Genomic DNA, 14996 nt, shown 5'->3' with positions numbered 1-14996 from the left:
GGTCCCCAGCCCCCTGCAACAGAAGGGATCCTGAATGGTTATATTGTAAAGAATGATGGTGGATTTCATCTCCATCCCGACCGGCCAGGTTAACGTAAAGCGTCGCCCACACTTCTGCTGGTGGGGGTTTGCGCGCGCAATCAATGGGGTATCCGTCGCGCGCGGGTCCAGACCCTGATGCCGGTCAGACAGGAACAGGCAGGGTGCTCATAAAATTGGCAGTTGCCGACAAAGTAAAATCTTGATAACGGTTGATTATTCTGTCCGTTGATGCCGGGCATGCAACAGACCTCTTTTGACAAATCGGAATGGAGCCTTTATGCTGGGCATCTTTCCATCAACCGATGATCCCAGACGACCGGACATCCACCTTGGACCTTCTTCTCGACGACCATTTTCACGACGAGTGCGGCGTATTCGGGATTTACAACCATCCCGAGGCCGCCAATCTGGTCTATCTGGGCCTGTACGCGCTGCAACACCGCGGTCAGGAGTCGGCGGGCATCGTCTCGGTCGAGGATCGTCTCTTCCAGGCCACCCGAGGCCACGGACTGGTGGCGGATGTCTTTCGCCGCAACGAAATGGAGAGCCTGAGAGGCAGTCAGGCCATCGGTCATGTGCGCTACTCCACCTCGGGCGGAAGCGTCAACTCGCGCAATCGCCAACCCCTGGTGGTGGATACCGCCCACGGTGGCATGGCCATGGCCCACAACGGCAATCTGGTCAACGCCGTGGAGATGCGGCGCGCCCTGGAACGGCGCGGCTCGATCTTCCAGTCCACCATGGACACCGAGGTGATCGTCCATTTGACCGCCCTCTCCCGCCATCGCACCTTCGCCGAACGGCTGGTGGAGGCGCTCGGTCAGGTGAGCGGCTCCTATGCGCTGCTGGCCATGGACGAACACGGCATCATCGGCGCGCGCGATCCCCACGGTCTGCGTCCCCTGGTGATCGGACGGGTCGGCAACGGCTATGTCTTCTCCTCGGAAACCTGCGCGCTCAATCTCATCGAAGCGGAGTTCATCCGGGACGTGGAACCCGGCGAGGTCGTGGTGATCGGTCCGAACGGAATCGAATCCTTCTTCCCGTTCCCGCGCCAGAAGCGCTGCCTGTGCGTCTTCGAATACATCTACTTCGCCCGTCCGGACTCCAACATCGACGGCGTGAACGTCTACGCCTCCCGCAAACGCATCGGCATGCGCCTGGCCCAGGAGTACCCCGTTCCAAATGCCGATCTGGTCATTCCGGTGCCCGACTCCGGGGTGCCGGCGGCGTTGGGATTCGCCCACGCCTCCGGGACCCCCTTCGAACTGGGAATCATCCGCAACCACTACGTGGGCCGGACCTTCATCGAACCGCAACAATCCATCCGCCACTTCGGCGTCAAAATCAAGCTCAACGCCAATCCGCACATCATCAAGGACAAACATGTGGTGCTGGTGGACGACTCCATCGTCCGGGGCACCACCAGTCGCAAGATCGTCAAGATGGTGCGCGCCGCCGGGGCCAAATCGGTCCATCTGCGCATCTCCTCCCCACCAACCACTCACCCCTGCTTCTACGGCATCGACACCCCGACCCAAAGCGAACTTCTGGCCTCCAGCCACACGGTCGAAGAGATGCGCACCTACGTCACCGCCGATTCCCTGGCCTTTCTGTCGCTGGAGGGGCTCTACGCCGCGGTCAACGGCAACGGTCACGGCTATTGCGATGCCTGTTTCTCCGGCCACTATCCCATCCCCTTCCCCCGCCAGGAAGAAAACGCCCAGTTGTCACTGCTGCAAGAGAGCTGAATCCAACAAAAGGCTTGACCGGAAAAGTACATTTGCATACCTTCAAAAATGGGTGGAAACCCGCTTTATAATTATAATGGTTCTCATTTTCATTCAATCACCCAATCCTCGTTGGACGCCAGGTCGTGGAGACGGAACATGGACGATACCACGGAATCGGGACAGAATCCGAACGATCCGGCGGCAAAAGAAGGGGGTCGAACGACCATGACCCTCGCGGAGTTGCCGGCGGGGCGTGCGGCGCGCATCGAGGGATTGTTGGGGGATGATCTGGGCAAGCGCCGGCTGATGGCGTTGGGGCTGGTGCGCGGCAAGGAGATCGCGCTGGAAACCAAGGCTCCGCTCGGCGACCCGCGCGTCTACACGATTCTCGGCTATCGGTTGTCGATCCGCAACGACGACGCCAGAAAAATCCTGGTTTCGGCGGTCTGAAAGGGCTTTGTGGCCGGATCACGACGGGGGACCGGTGAATGGGATCAAGCGGGTAAAAGAGCGTCGAGGGAGTTCAAAGCAATCGTGGCTTTGGCCAACAAATTGGGTCGGATCGTCTGGGTCGTGATGGCGAAGGGGAAACGCTATTCCGCAGCAAGCTGACAGGTAAAATCAAAAGCGGCTTGATAGAGAAAAACAGAATGCTTGGCAAAGCCTGAGACCCAAAGAAAGCAGAAAAGATTGAACCACCAAGAGACTGCGGAGTGTGTGAGTCAGTGATGGCGTAACAGGTCAGACCGACTCTTTGAAAACCTGACCGAACCCCAGGCCTTCGAGGCCGATAGTGGGATGAGGACAAAGAGTGCGGAAAGCATCAGGGCCGGAGAGAAAAAGCTCTCAAAAACAGGCCGGATATAGGGATGCAGTCAGATCACCGTTATACAGCACAGATTACACCTTGCAGAGGGTGGGTCCATATAGGTTCGGGGCAAAGCCCTGCGGTTTTGATTCTTCTTTGTGACTTTGCCTTGCGTGCGCTTTTCACGACAATAGTCTTTTACGAAAGAATATTTATCGCGAATAGCGCGCTAAAAGACAAAACCTCGGAGGCGCTGCCTCCGAACCTCTGCCGGGGACCTTCGCCCCCCCGCCCCCCGCAACAGGTTTTCGGTGACTTTGGTCTGCCTGCATCACCTCCCCGCCATCCCAACCGCCGCATCCAACGCCGCCGCAAATTCCTCGGCAGACCCGAACCGCCCCTCGGGCCGCTTGGCCAACGCCCGCCGCATCACCCCACTCAACCACGCCGCCTCCCCAACCAACCCCGGCGGCTCTCCACCAAGCACCCGCAGGGTGATCTCCCACGGACTGGTGCCCAAAAAAGGTTTGGCACCGGTCAACAACTCATGAAAAATCACCCCCACGGCAAACAGATCAGCCCGCTGATCGATCGGCAAACCCATCAACTGCTCGGGCGGCATGAAACCATGGGTGCCGGTCAAACGCCCTCCAAAGGCGGACTGCGCGTCAATGGGACCGGCAGCGCCGAAATCCACGAGATGTACCGCCCCACCCGCGGTCACGAACAGATTCGATGGCTTGAGATCCCCATGCCGATATCCCCTGGCGTGAATGTGGGCCACACCGGTCAAAAGCGCCTGGATGATCGATACCGCACCCGCCACATCCGGTAACCACCCCTGGTCAAGCCGCTCTCGCAGCGTGGCCTCCGGCTGCCAGGCGAAAACCAGGTAGGGCGCACCCTGGTCTTCCCCCTGCTCGAGCAGCGGCACGATGGTGGGATGGGCCAACCGCGCCACGACGGCGGCTTCGTGCCGCAACCGCTCGGTCCAAACCTGACGCTCCGCACGTTCGGTCAACGCAAACGGCACGCACTTGATGGCCACGACCCGATCATGCGCCGCATCAAAACCGCGCACGATGCCACGCCGCGACTCGGTGTCACTGGGCGCCAGAATGCGCCAGCCCCCCAGGGTGGACGGATGGACAGGCAAGCTGACAGGTAAAATCAAAAGCGGCTTGATAGAGAAAAACAGAATGCTTGGCAAAGCCTGAGACCCAAAGAAAGCAGAAAAGATTGAACCACCAAGAGACTGCGGAGTGTGTGAGTCAGTGATGGCGTAACAGGTCAGACCGACTCTTTGAAAACCTGACCGAACCCCAGGCCTTCGAGGCCGATAGTGGGATGAGGACAAAGAGTGCGGAAAGCATCAGGGCCGGAGAGAAAAAGCTCTCAAAAACAGGCCGGATATAGGGATGCAGTCAGATCACCGTTATACAGCACAGATTACACCTTGCAGAGGGTGGGTCCATATAGGTTCGGGGCAAAGCCCTGCGGTTTTGATTCTTCTTTGTGACTTTGCCTTGCGTGCGCTTTTCACGACAATAGTCTTTTACGAAAGAATATTTATCGCGAATAGCGCGCTAAAAGACAAAACCTCGGAGGCGCTGCCTCCGAACCTCTGCCGGGGACCTTCGCCCCCCCGCCCCCCGCAACAGGTTTTCGGTGACTTTGGTCTGCCTGCATCACCTCCCCGCCATCCCAACCGCCGCATCCAACGCCGCCGCAAATTCCTCGGCAGACCCGAACCGCCCCTCGGGCCGCTTGGCCAACGCCCGCCGCATCACCCCACTCAACCACGCCGCCTCCCCAACCAACCCCGGCGGCTCTCCACCAAGCACCCGCAGGGTGATCTCCCACGGACTGGTGCCCAAAAAAGGTTTGGCACCGGTCAACAACTCATGAAAAATCACCCCCACGGCAAACAGATCAGCCCGCTGATCGATCGGCAAACCCATCAACTGCTCGGGCGGCATGAAACCATGGGTGCCGGTCAAACGCCCTCCAAAGGCGGACTGCGCGTCAATGGGACCGGCAGCGCCGAAATCCACGAGATGTACCGCCCCACCCGCGGTCACGAACAGATTCGATGGCTTGAGATCCCCATGCCGATATCCCCTGGCGTGAATGTGGGCCACACCGGTCAAAAGCGCCTGGATGATCGATACCGCACCCGCCACATCCGGTAACCACCCCTGGTCAAGCCGCTCTCGCAGCGTGGCCTCCGGCTGCCAGGCGAAAACCAGGTAGGGCGCACCCTGGTCTTCCCCCTGCTCGAGCAGCGGCACGATGGTGGGATGGGCCAACCGCGCCACGACGGCGGCTTCGTGCCGCAACCGCTCGGTCCAAACCTGACGCTCCGCACGTTCGGTCAACGCAAACGGCACGCACTTGATGGCCACGACCCGATCATGCGCCGCATCAAAACCGCGCACGATGCCACGCCGCGACTCGGTGTCACTGGGCGCCAGAATGCGCCAGCCCCCCAGGGTGGACGGATGGACAGACAACGGTTCGTCTCCCTCCAAAAATGATCCCAAACCAACCCATCTCCGACAGACCAGCCCCCCGACCGGCAATCCTGCCGACAATACCACCCCCATCATAACCGGGAAGCACCCGCTTGGCGATGGTGACACGCGGGATGGGATCCCCAAACCAGATCCAGCACGAACATACACGACAACAAAAAAACAATCATGAGAATATCTGTCACTTCACATGGTTCATACAATAATCCTTGTGCATGGTTTATCTGGAATGCATAATCCAAATAAAATGGTCATGGGTTCAAGGGTATTCTCGCGAAGGAATACCTTTCCAATCACCGTGGCATCGTCTTCACTCAACCTTGGAGAAAACACATGAAAGATCGTCGATTGATCGGACTTGTCGCGATCGCGGCTCTGATGGGGGGATGTGCGTCCGCCAAAACCTACAGCGAGCCCGAAGAGATTCCCATGTTGTTGAAAAACCGTGCCGACTGCGGCAGGCTCGGCCTGGAGCGACCCTCCTGGATCGCCAGGGAACTCGATGGCAAGGATGCCACGCGCGAAAAGAAAGAGGCTTTTCTGACCGCCATGGACCGGCTTACCTGTCAACAGGAAGCGTACATGGACAAACGGCTGAGCCGGACCCGGGTGGAACAGTTCGGCAATTACGGCATCTTTGCCCTGGGCCTGGCCACGGGTGGCGCGGTGGCCTATGGGGCCACCACGGATCTGATCGTCGGGTTGGGACTGGGCGCCGGCGCGGCCTATTCCGGAAACAACCTGCTCAGACCCGCCGAGTTCAACGATCTGTACAGCGAGGGCGAGAAGGCGATGAATGGCCTGCGCGAAGCGGGCACGCCCGTGCTCAACCGCCTCGGGACCCTGCACCCGGATCAGGTGTTGCAGGCCGGGACCGCCCTCGACGACGCGCGCCTTTGCGTGGCCGCGGAGCTTAACCAGAAGATCGCCGGCCTGATCCCGACTCCGGCGCAAACAAAGGACGCGGTGAAAACCAGTGCCAGCGTGGCCCAGGAGCTGCGGACCACCTTCGCCGCCGTTCGCGCGGTCGCGCCCAAGAGTGGGGATGGCGAGGCCGGGAAAGGAACCCCGACTTCGACCCCGACTCCGGCGCCAGCTCCAACCGCCACGCAGACCGCAATCACCACGGACACCCCCCCAATCCTGACCGACTTCTTGAGTTCGATGCGCGCGGTGTGTCACCCGGATCTGTTGGAGGTGGTCGCGGTCAAACCGATCAAACTCGAGCGCGACGCGATCACACTGGAGGCGGGGAACAGTGGCAGGATCAAGATCATCAACACCAAGGGTGTGAATGGCGTACACTGGATTGGCGTGCTGCCGACCGAGGAGATCGGCTGGGAACTGCCGGCGCCCGACACGTTGCTGATCAAGGCCCCGAAAAAGATCACGGCCACGGAGAACAAAACCTACTCGTTGATGGTCACCGGCAGCAACAACACCTCGGCCACGTTGAACGTCACGCTCAAGGGGAGTCCCAAGACGGCGCCCAAGTCGGAGTGGGTGTGCAAACGCAAGACGCCGGCCACTCCAGTGACGACGGCTCCGGCGTCGGGAAAGTGATCGGCGCGTCGTGTTCGTTTTGAATCAGGAGATACGCACCCCCCTTTCTTGAAAACGTGGGCCTCCCGTCAGGGAGGTCCACGCGCACAAAATCCCCTCCGGGCGTCACGATCGTCCGGGAACCGCCGTTTTCCGCTACTCTCCACCCCCCAGGGTGCGTTCGGCCACCCGTCGCATCAGCGACAACTCGTGCAACGGTCTGCCGTGATAAAGCTCACGGGCGATCCAGGCGAAATGGCGATCCATCCCCACCATGCGCTTGACCTTGAGACTCTGTTCGCGCAGCCAATAGGCGGTCCAGGCGCACCGTTCCGCCCACATCTCCCGGTTCGGCTCGCAGAACAGCTCCAGAATCCGCCGTGTCAGCCGTTCGCGACCGCGCATCCGGGTGCTCTCCAGGAAATCCATCACCTCCTGGCTCTCCTCGAACCAGGAACCGGTGATCCGTTCCATCTCTTCCAGGTAGATCGGCTCGGTCGAAAACCGTTCCGTGTCGTCGAGGGAGGCCGACCCCTCCGCGCCGATCAACCGTTCGAGCAGGTCGCGCCCCTCGAGACGCTCCGGAACCCAATTGTCCACGACCAGCGCTTCGGCCATCTGCAACAACCCCACCGGAGCCGGCATCCCCTCGGCCAGGCCCACGGCCAGGTGATGGCGGATGGCGGCATCCAGAAAGCCTCGGGTCACCTCCAGGAACAGCTCCTGCCGCGCCACCTGTCGGAAGGTGGTTTGCGCTTCGTTGCGCGGGATCGGTGGGGTGATCCAGGAGTCGGCGATGCCGACCCTTTGTTTCAACAGGATGCCGGCGATGCGGGCCCGGTTCGGCTTGACCGGCATGGACAACAACATCGACAACGCGCCCACCCCATCCATGCGCGACGCCTGCAACCCCTCCAACGGCAAAGGCGGATCCCAGCGGGCGCACTCCACCCCCTTGATGCGCGCTGCCTTGATCAGGGCATCGAGGATCTTCTTCTCGCCCTCGGGAAGCCAGTTGCGGATCACGATCAGCCGTCGCAACGCCGTGGGGGTGACGAAGCGGGCATTTTCCAACAGCCACCGCAACGCCTCGCTCCGCACCGGCTCTTCGGGGTGCAGGGCGAGGATCACCACGGCATCCTTCATGCCCGGCAGCATCGAGGCGGCAAACTCGCCGATCAGGGCGGATTGCGCCTCGCGGGGCAGGGCGCGGGTCATCTGCGCCAGGGTTTCGCCGATGGCGAAGGGATCGCCCCCGTGCTCATCGACCAGGCTCTCGAACATGGCATCGATCTGTCCCCGTGACGGCAACGCCTCGCGGGGGGCGTGGTGCATGATCTGCTGTTCGTAGATCTCCAGCAGCCCGCGGGAGGGCTCCAGCCGGGCCTCGGCCAGGGATTCGAGCACACCGGCCAGAAATTGCGGGGAGAGCTGCTCCTCGGCGGCGCGACGTACCACCAGGGACTGGAACTCGCGGTCCAGCTCCACGGCCCACTCGAAACGGCGTTCGATCCCCAGACGAATGTTGCGCAAGGCGTGGGAGAGCAGCATGAAACAGGCCGTGACCATGGCGTCGTTCGTGGCACGGGTGTGGTTGAACTCCTCGATCAAAAGCTGCAACAGATCGAAAATCAGGATCGGCTGTCGTTCGAACCGCTCCATCTCCGCGCGGGAGATCAATGCCGGACGCTCCTTGACGATCTCACGGGCGATCCGGGCGGCAAAACGGCGCAAGCCGGGCAGGGCGTCATCGCTCTCCGGACCCGGGTCGTTGCCATCCGACTCGCCGGCGTGCGTCACCGCGGTGCTCAAGTGGCGCAACAGCCGCTCCTGGGCGCGATGCACGGCGCGGATCAAGGGGATGGCATTGGCGATGCGACCGGTCTGCCCCAGAAAATCCAGATATCCGGCCAGAATCACCGGCATGGCCAACCGTTGCGACGCCTTGAGAAGCCCACTCTCCGGCAGGATCTCGAAACAGCAGCGCTCCACGGCGGCAGCGCTCCACTTGTCCGGTGGCCGCCCCAACTCCCGTCGCATCATCGTGCCGAAACAACCGATCACATGCCCGCAGTGACGACGCTGGATGGCAGTCAGGGCCCCATGCTGGCCACTGGCGACAAAGGCCTCCAACCACGCCCTGGTCTCCTCGTGCCGCTCTTCATCCCCATCCAGGTGATCGACCATCGTTAAGATCCGTCCTCGACATGAAATTGTGGATGCGGGCATGGATCCCGCAAGGGGTCTGAATACCGATCGCCGAACGGTATACGGAGAAATTTGCTTGCGTCCGGCGATACGGACAGACAAAATATTGTCATTTTCCGGGGCCGCGCGTCAATCAAGCTCCGCTTCCCACCCCGCTTTCACCGCATGAGGCCATGAGCAGCCGATCCCATCCCCTCGAATCGATCCGTGCCCGCATCGCCGCCGCCTGCGCGCGGGTGGGTCGCGATCCGGCCTCGGTGCGTCTGGTGGTGGTCTCCAAGACCCGATCCCCCGAAGAGATCCGTGCCGTCGCGGCCCGCGGCCAGACCCTGTTCGCCGAAAACCGCGTCCAGGAAGCCCGCGACAAAATCCCGCTCATCGCCGATCCCACCCTCGACTGGCACCTGATCGGACCCTTGCAGCGCAACAAGGTCAAGAACGCCGTGGAGATCTTCTCCATGATCCACAGCGTGGACTCGTTCGAGCTGGCCGGAGAGATCTCCCGGCGGGCGGAACGGAGCCGTCCCATGCCGGTGCTCATGCAGGTCAACGTGGGTCACGAACCGCAAAAATCCGGCGTGGCCCCCGAAGATGCCCTGGAGCAGGCCCGTGCATGGGCCTCCCTGCCGGGGATTCAACTTCAGGGCTTGATGACCATCCCGCCGTTTTGTGACGAGGCCGAGGAGGCGCGACCATGGTTCCGACAGTTGGCCGGGTTGCGCGATGCGATCGAGGCCGCCGGCATCGACGGGGTTTCGATGCGCCAACTTTCCATGGGCATGAGCCTCGATTTCGAGGTGGCCGTGGAGGAGGGGGCGACCCTGGTGCGCATCGGCAGCGCGCTTTTCGCGGCGACATGAGCACCCCTTTCCACCCGACTCTCGCCAGGAGCGCGTCATGAAGCACGCCTTTTCTCCATGCCGGCTCCTGGCCGCGCTGCTGGCCTGCCTCTGGACCCCGGCGTTCGCACCGCCCCTTCTGGCCGAAAATCGCCACGACGAAACCCTCAAGACCGCCACCGAGGCGTTGTCCAAGGATCGACTCGAGGAGGCGATCCAACTCGATGACCAGGTGCTCAATGCGCCGGACTCCACCCGCGCCCAACGGGCCTCGGCCTTCGCGGGACGCTGCGCCACCCGCTACAAACAGAGCCTCAACCAGCGCAATCCGGCGCTTCTGCCCCAGGCCATCGGCGATTGCGATCGGGCGGTGGAGATGAAATCCGATCTGCAACAGGCCTACCGGATCCGGGGCGTGGCGCTGCTGAGCGCCGGTCACGCGGATCGCGCCGCCGAGGATCTGAGCGTGGCCGTGGCCCTGAATCCCGAGGATGTGCTGGCCTTTCAGAACCGGGCGCTGGCGCTGGCCAAACTGGGTCGCGGTCGCGAGGCGATGGCGGAACTGGACGCCGCCATCCGGCTCAAACCCGATCAACCGTGGAGCTACTACAACCGGGGCCGCTTGCGGATGGCCCAGGGGGATTACGAAACCTCGATCGATGACTTCATCGCCTTCATCCGCTTCAAGCGTGATCACGAGGAGGTCTATCGACTGCGCGGCATGAGCCGTCTGCTGATCGGTCTGCCGCAACAGGCGGTCGGGGATTTCCACGAAGCGTTGCGGCTGCGCCCGAACAACAATCCCGAGACGCTGCTGGCGCGGGGCATGGCCTATTTTCTGCTGGAGCGCCACGCCGAGGCGGAACAGGATCTGGCCCAGGCCATGACGCTCAATCCCGCCCGCGTGGAGACCCGTCTCTGGCTCTATCTGACCCGCCTGAAGCTGGACAAGCCGGGCCGGGAGCTTTTGACCGATCCGGTCATCAAACGCAGCCAGCAGAGTTGGCCCGAGGCGCTGGTGTTCGTGTTTCTGGGGGATATTCCCGCGGAACGGGGACTGGAGGCGGCCCGCGCCGGCGAGGATGTGGTGGAAAACCGTCTGAGGGAGAATCTCACCCTGCTGTTGTATGGTCACAAGGCGCGCATCGATGGCAAGGATGCCGATGCCACGCGCTGGCTGGAGACAATCCAGGCCGGACAGGAGCGCGAGGCCCCCTATTACCGTCTGGCCCGTCAGGCGTTGCGGCATGGCCAGTTTCTGCCCGTCGCCAGCGCCGGTCAGCCGCCGGTCAACGCGGTGGCGGCGCTGGCCGGCCCAGCCGCATCGGATCGGGGTGCCGGCGTGAAGGGGGAGGATCGCCCCTTGCCCGCGCCATCGCGCATCCCCCCGACCACCGCCGGAGCCGGAAATCTGCCATCCCCGCGCCTTGCCTCCCGTGCGGCCAGCGCGCCGGAGGGGGAATCCGCCACCGCGCATGCGGAGATACCCCAGCCAACCTTGGATAAGCCGATCCCCGCGCCCAGGGAGCCGTTGCGTCCCCGCGCGCCGGCGACGCCGGTGAAAGAAACCCCGCGCACGGCGGCCAAACCCGTGGGTGGGCGTGTCGCGTCGCCGGCCAACTCTCCGGAGAGGAGCCCCCTTCCGTCCCTCAAGGCGGGAGAGACGGTGCCCCAGGCGCCGATTGTCCGTCCCGTGCCGAGCTTCGAGGAGAGCCGCGTGCGGGTGCCCGAGTCGGTCGGAGAGCGGATGGCCATGCCCGGCGCGGCCCCGGATGGACGTGCGCCAAAGAAAAGCGCGACGACCCCCAGCCGCATCGCCAACGAGACGGCAGCCACACCGACAGAGGCCGGCGCGGTCGCGTCACGGGCCGACAAGCCGGTGGCGTCGGGCGAGCCCGGGGGTCGTGCCACGCCGGCGGGGGCGGAATCGCCCGCCGAGACGGCCCGGGCCGGCAAACCGGACCTTCAGACCGCGCCACCAACCGCCAAGAGAACGACCGGCAAAGGCAAGGGAGGGTATGTTTTCACCGCCGCCTCCTACTCCACCGCCACCTATGCCAACAACGGCCTGGATCAGTTCTTGCGGCTCGGGGTGCCCGCCTATGTGGAGACGGGTCAGGTGCGGGAGAAGACCTTCCATCGCATCGTGATCGGTCCGTTCGCGGAGCAGGGCGAGGCCGAGGATGCCAGGACGCGGGTTGGGGAGATGTTGAAACAAAAACCGGGAGAGATCGCCAAACGATGAACATGCATGACACCATCACGCCCGCCGAGAGCGTGATCGCCTTTCTGGGAGGCGGGGCCATGGCCGGCGCCTTGATTCAGGGTTTGATCCGCGCGGGGGTCAACCCGGAGCGGATCCGGGTCGCCGAGCCGGTCGAAGGTCAGCGCCGTGCGTTGACCGAACGGTACGGCGTGTTGGTTTTCGCGGCCAACGACGAGGCGGTCCGGGGTGCCGATGTGGTGGTGGTGGCGGTCAAGCCGGGGGTGGTGATCGGGGTGCTTGATGAGGTGTCGGGTTCCCTGGCGTCTGGCACGCTGGTGATCTCGATCGCCGCGGGGGTCACCCTGGCGACCCTGGCCGCCCATCTGCCGGCGGAACAACCCCTGGCGCGGGTCATGCCGAACACCCCCGGACTGGTGGGAGCCGGGATTTCGGCCCTGCTCGCGGCCCCCGGCTGTTCGGTGGCGCAGCGTATTCTGGCACGGCGCATCATGGAGGCCATGGGACTGGTCGAGGAGATCGAGCAGGAGTCCCTGATGGATGGGATCACCGCCCTGTCCGGCTCCGGACCCGCCTATGTCTATCTGATCGCCGAGGCGCTTTCGGATGGCGGCGTGGCGAGCGGTCTGCCGCGACCTCTGGCCGATCGGCTGGCGATCCGTACCCTGCTCGGGTCGGCCAAGCTGCTCGAGGAGAGCGGCCTGCATCCTGGCGTGTTGAAGAATCAGGTCACCTCGCCGGGTGGGACCACCATCGCCGGTCTGGAGGTGCTGGAGCGGAGCGGAGTGCGCGGCGCGTTGATGGGCGCGGTGCAGGCCGCCTGTCAGCGCTCCAGGGAGTTGGGCAAGAAGTAACGGTACACGATCCGAACAAGGAGAACAGACCTCATGGGTATCACGGGTTCCATCGGCACCCTCTTGAATTTCCTGCTGGAGATCTATGCCTGGATGATTCTGGGCCGGGTGCTGCTTTCCTGGGTCAATCCCGATCCGTACAATCCGATCGTGCAGTTCCTGGTGCGCGCCACGGAGCCGGTTTTGGAGCCGTTCCGGCGCTGGATCCCGAATTTCGCCGGGTTGGACCTCTCGCCGGTCGTGGCCCTGCTGGCGGTCCACTTCACGCAACGGATCGTGGTGACCCTGTTCCACGGCGGCATGGGCGGCGGGGCCATCGGCTCGCTGATCGCCGAGATGCTCGGCATTCTCCATCTGTTGGTGACCTTCTACATGCTGCTGCTGCTGGCGCGGGGCGGGTTTCATGTCTACTCCTGGCACACCTTCCGCAAGGGACAGCCGCCAGGCATCGACCTGCGCAAACCCCTCATTCGTTTTGTCTTTCAGGCCACGGAACCGGCGTTGCGTCCGTTGCGGCGCCATGTTCCGAATTTTTCCGGCATGGATGTCTCCCCGTTCGCGGCTGCGGTGCTGTTGTTGATGCTGCTGTCGATTCTCCAGGAGTTGATGGTGGGCGTATCGGGGGCGCGTCTCTCCTTGCATGGCTGACGATCCCGCCTGGCTGCGTCGCGAGGGGGAGGAGCTGATTCTCACCCTGCGGGTGCAACCGCGTGCCTCGCGCGATAGAATTCTCGGCGCGCGGGAAGGCGTTCTGGCGGTGGCCTTGACAGCGCCTCCGGTGGAGGGTGCGGCCAACGAGGCGGTGACGCGGCTGTTCGCCAAGGCGTTGCATGTGGCCTCGGGACGGGTACGGATCGTGCGGGGAGAGCGATCGCGCGACAAGGTGATCCGGATCGCGGGCGCGGACCAGGAGCGCGTGGAGGTTTGGTTGCGGGGGATCGCGGTCGAGACGGGCGCCGTCCCGCGTTAGACGGGACGGACGCCGGCTTTGGAACAACGGAGATGACACGACCAGAAGGCATGACCGGTGGAACGCCCGCGAGGGAGGTTCACGGTCGGGAGGCTCCCCCCAGCATGTCAGGTTACAGGGTTTCGTCCACCCAGGAGTAGAGTTTGGACTTGGGCAGGGCCCCGATCTTGGTGGCCTGGATCTGTCCACCCTTGAAGATCATCAGGGTCGGGATGCCGCGCACGCCGTACTTGCCTGGGGTGCTGGGGTTGTGATCGATGTTGAGCTTGGCGACGATCAGACGATCCTTGTAATCGACGGCCATGTCTTCGAGGAAGGGGGCGATCTGTTTGCACGGACCGCACCAATCGGCCCAGAAATCGACCAGGATCGGCATGCTGGCTTGCAAAACGTCGCGCTCGAAAGCGGCGTCGGAGGTTTGCAGAATGTTGTCGCTCATGACGCGGATGGCTCCTTGACGGGTCTTCGGGCTAAAAAAAGATCCGAAGGCTCGCGAATGGGTTCCCCACCATCCGGCACCTCCGGAAAACGCCCATAAAGCTAAGACCGATCTTGTCAAAAGTCAACCGCGCGCACCACGCGCGCGAAAAATCCAACCCCTGGAGGGCCACATTTCGCGCGATCCCCTTTGACAAGCGATTGCGAAATCGCGTATTGTGTATGATTGATCCTGTCCCATGCGCGGTTAGCTCAGCTGGATAGAGCGTTGGCCTCCGAAGCCAAAGGTCGTTGGTTCGAATCCAATACCGCGTACCAATTAATTCAGTATGTGAACACCACTCGCAAGAGTGGTTTTTTTGTTTCAGTACCCACATGGTACCCACCAGAAGATAATCGGTGCCTTTGCCAAAACCCTGACATGACAGGGATTACGCATCGATCCAGGGTGAACCCCCTCCCGATGCCGGGGTGCATTCGCCCGCCAAACCGGGATCCCCCCCGACTCCTGATCACGGCTTTGTTGATGCCTCTTTCTTCCTGACTGCCAAGTGAGGTTCCAACCCTCTGCCGTTGGCTTGAGACCCAGCGTCCACCCCCCTGTGACCATCCAAAACGCATCCAGGATCGCCTCGGCTTGCGGGTGCCCTGCCTGACCAGCATGAACCCCCACACTTGCAGGATACCCGTTACGGACCTGTGCGCTCGTCTGGCGCGTTCCACCGACAAAGAGGAACTTCCCGCCCCTTCCCGACTGCGCGAAAAGCGACGTTCCGGTCTGATGAAATCTGGAACATTGGCCCC

The 14996-nt window shown here is 62.7% G+C and carries 12 protein-coding genes and 1 tRNA gene; 9 read left to right on the top strand and 4 right to left on the bottom strand.

The annotated features are described in order from the left end of the window. The first annotated feature begins 344 nt into the window (after positions 1-344). Together purF and ACV4UY_RS15545 are read left to right on the top strand one after the other, a co-directional pair. Positions 345-1793 carry an amidophosphoribosyltransferase gene (purF, locus tag ACV4UY_RS15550; RefSeq protein ID WP_491608484.1) on the top strand — a complete coding sequence of 483 codons (1449 nt, stop codon included), beginning with the start codon at positions 345-347 and terminating at the stop codon, positions 1791-1793. A gap of 138 nt (positions 1794-1931) precedes the next feature. After that, positions 1932-2225: a FeoA family protein gene (locus ACV4UY_RS15545; RefSeq protein WP_491608483.1), complete on the top strand. Its 294-nt coding sequence runs from the start codon at positions 1932-1934 to the stop codon at positions 2223-2225. Between the two features lie 689 nt (positions 2226-2914). Here the strand turns inward: ACV4UY_RS15545 and ACV4UY_RS15540 are convergent. Next, positions 2915-3739 (bottom strand): serine/threonine-protein kinase, encoded by an 825-nt coding sequence (locus ACV4UY_RS15540; protein ID WP_491608482.1) that lies wholly within the window; start codon positions 3737-3739, stop codon positions 2915-2917. 532 nt (positions 3740-4271) lie between these two features. Continuing rightward, positions 4272-5096, bottom strand: a complete 825-nt coding sequence (locus ACV4UY_RS15535; protein WP_491608481.1) for a serine/threonine-protein kinase — start codon at positions 5094-5096, stop codon at positions 4272-4274. A gap of 354 nt (positions 5097-5450) precedes the next feature. Here ACV4UY_RS15535 and ACV4UY_RS15530 point away from each other — a divergent pair, with 354 nt between their 5' ends. Then, on the top strand, positions 5451-6680 hold the full coding sequence (locus ACV4UY_RS15530; protein ID WP_491608480.1) for a hypothetical protein: 1230 nt from the start codon (positions 5451-5453) through the stop codon (positions 6678-6680). A 135-nt stretch (positions 6681-6815) separates the two neighbouring features. On the opposite strand, the gene ACV4UY_RS15525 is transcribed toward ACV4UY_RS15530, so the two are convergent. Next, positions 6816-8846, bottom strand: coding sequence for a hypothetical protein (locus tag ACV4UY_RS15525; protein WP_491608479.1), 2031 nt, complete (start codon positions 8844-8846; stop codon positions 6816-6818). A 194-nt stretch (positions 8847-9040) separates the two neighbouring features. On the opposite strand from ACV4UY_RS15525, the gene ACV4UY_RS15520 reads away from it, so the two are divergent. The 5 genes from ACV4UY_RS15520 to ACV4UY_RS15500 are packed head-to-tail and all read left to right on the top strand — an operon-like array spanning position 9041 to position 13754. After that, the gene (locus tag ACV4UY_RS15520) at positions 9041-9727 is read left to right on the top strand and encodes a YggS family pyridoxal phosphate-dependent enzyme (RefSeq protein WP_491608478.1); all 687 of its coding nucleotides are present in this window, start codon (positions 9041-9043) and stop codon (positions 9725-9727) included. A 37-nt stretch (positions 9728-9764) separates the two neighbouring features. Continuing rightward, positions 9765-11951: a tetratricopeptide repeat protein gene (locus ACV4UY_RS15515; RefSeq protein ID WP_491608477.1), complete on the top strand. Its 2187-nt coding sequence runs from the start codon at positions 9765-9767 to the stop codon at positions 11949-11951. After that, complete coding sequence (proC, locus tag ACV4UY_RS15510; RefSeq protein ID WP_491608476.1) at positions 11948-12784, top strand: pyrroline-5-carboxylate reductase; 837 nt, start codon at positions 11948-11950, stop codon at positions 12782-12784. The genes ACV4UY_RS15515 and proC overlap by 4 nt, the downstream gene beginning before the upstream one ends. A gap of 33 nt (positions 12785-12817) precedes the next feature. After that, a complete protein-coding gene (locus tag ACV4UY_RS15505; RefSeq protein WP_491608475.1) occupies positions 12818-13432 on the top strand; it encodes a YggT family protein in 615 nt (204 codons plus the stop codon). Continuing rightward, complete coding sequence (locus ACV4UY_RS15500; protein ID WP_491608474.1) at positions 13425-13754, top strand: DUF167 domain-containing protein; 330 nt, start codon at positions 13425-13427, stop codon at positions 13752-13754. Before ACV4UY_RS15505 ends, ACV4UY_RS15500 begins: the two co-directional genes overlap by 8 nt. Positions 13755-13866: 112 nt before the next feature. Here ACV4UY_RS15500 and trxA read toward each other — a convergent pair whose 3' ends face one another. Further along, on the bottom strand, positions 13867-14193 hold the full coding sequence (gene trxA, locus ACV4UY_RS15495; protein WP_491608473.1) for a thioredoxin TrxA: 327 nt from the start codon (positions 14191-14193) through the stop codon (positions 13867-13869). A gap of 240 nt (positions 14194-14433) precedes the next feature. On the opposite strand from trxA, the gene ACV4UY_RS15490 reads away from it, so the two are divergent. After that, positions 14434-14510: transfer RNA gene (locus ACV4UY_RS15490), tRNA-Arg, on the top strand. Positions 14511-14996 lie beyond the last annotated feature (486 nt).

Source organism: Candidatus Magnetaquiglobus sp. (genome assembly GCF_058402785.1).
This window is presented reverse-complemented; position numbering and strand designations above follow the sequence as displayed.

Excerpts from the sequence above, each read along its gene's own strand:
- purF (WP_491608484.1), top strand. The coding sequence starts at position 345 with ATGATCCCAGACGACCGGACATCCACCTTGGACCTTCTTCTCGACGAC.
- ACV4UY_RS15545 (WP_491608483.1), top strand. The coding sequence starts at position 1,932 with ATGGACGATACCACGGAATCGGGACAGAATCCGAACGATCCGGCGGCA.
- ACV4UY_RS15530 (WP_491608480.1), top strand. The coding sequence starts at position 5,451 with ATGAAAGATCGTCGATTGATCGGACTTGTCGCGATCGCGGCTCTGATG.
- ACV4UY_RS15525 (WP_491608479.1), bottom strand. The coding sequence starts at position 8,846 with ATGGTCGATCACCTGGATGGGGATGAAGAGCGGCACGAGGAGACCAGG.
- ACV4UY_RS15520 (WP_491608478.1), top strand. The coding sequence starts at position 9,041 with ATGAGCAGCCGATCCCATCCCCTCGAATCGATCCGTGCCCGCATCGCC.
- ACV4UY_RS15515 (WP_491608477.1), top strand. The coding sequence starts at position 9,765 with ATGAAGCACGCCTTTTCTCCATGCCGGCTCCTGGCCGCGCTGCTGGCC.
- proC (WP_491608476.1), top strand. The coding sequence starts at position 11,948 with ATGAACATGCATGACACCATCACGCCCGCCGAGAGCGTGATCGCCTTT.
- ACV4UY_RS15505 (WP_491608475.1), top strand. The coding sequence starts at position 12,818 with ATGGGTATCACGGGTTCCATCGGCACCCTCTTGAATTTCCTGCTGGAG.
- ACV4UY_RS15500 (WP_491608474.1), top strand. The coding sequence starts at position 13,425 with ATGGCTGACGATCCCGCCTGGCTGCGTCGCGAGGGGGAGGAGCTGATT.
- trxA (WP_491608473.1), bottom strand. The coding sequence starts at position 14,193 with ATGAGCGACAACATTCTGCAAACCTCCGACGCCGCTTTCGAGCGCGAC.